Source organism: Thiorhodococcus minor, assembly GCF_010820565.1.
In the GTDB taxonomy this organism is placed as follows: domain Bacteria; phylum Pseudomonadota; class Gammaproteobacteria; order Chromatiales; family Chromatiaceae; genus Thiorhodococcus; species Thiorhodococcus minor.
On record NZ_JAAIJQ010000301.1, the window covers coordinates 1 to 720 of the forward strand.

General features: G+C 68.9%; 1 protein-coding gene. It reads right to left on the minus strand.

Going from position 1 to position 720, the window contains the following annotated elements; translation table 11 throughout:
* Positions 1 to 53: 53 nt before the first annotated feature.
* Positions 54 to 720: transposase (locus G3446_RS27070; protein ID WP_164456738.1), on the minus strand; the 667-nt coding region annotated here is incomplete at its 5' end.

Consider the following 720-nt stretch of genomic DNA (forward strand, 5'->3'; position numbering starts at 1 on the left):
CCTTGAGCTGGGCCGCGGTCTCGATCAGGGCCAGGGCGGCGGTGCGCAAGCGCTCAATGCGCGCGTCCGTCTCGGCATCGGCCTGGATGCCGTCCTCGCCGCGCCAGCGCTGCAGGGTGCGTACCGACAGCCCCACGACCTCGCAGGCGGGCTTCAGCCGCGCTCCGGCGGCGCAGGCCTCCTCGATCCAGGTGCTCACGGCGCGTCGCTGCTCCCCGTCGATCAGGCGTCCGCGTCGCCCAGCAAGTGGCGGACTTTTTTTGGAGCGCCAGCAGGGCCGCCGCCTCGGCGAGCGCCTTGTCCTTGCGCAAGCGCTCCTGCTCGAGCGCCTTGAGACGCTGCTGGTCGGTACGGGCCTTGGTGCGATCCACGGGCGCGGATCCGGCGGCATTGGCCTGCTCGCAGGCGCTGCGCCAGGCCATAATGTCGTGGACATAGAGCCCCTGACGGCGGCAATAGGCGCTCAGTTGCGTGTCATCGAGGGTCGCCGTCTCCAGCACGATGGCGAATTTCTCGCCGCTGCTGCGTTCGGGCGATCCGCTGCTGGGACGTTCCTGGGCGCCTTGGCGCGCTTTCAGGGCGCGTGAGCGCCAGCTGTAGAGGGTGTCCTTGGGAATCTGCGTCTCGCGGGCTAGATCGCGCACCGGCACGCTCTGCGGCGGCAGCATCTTGGCAATCAGCTTGGCTTTCAGCTCGGGCGAATAGCGCGTACTCATGGTA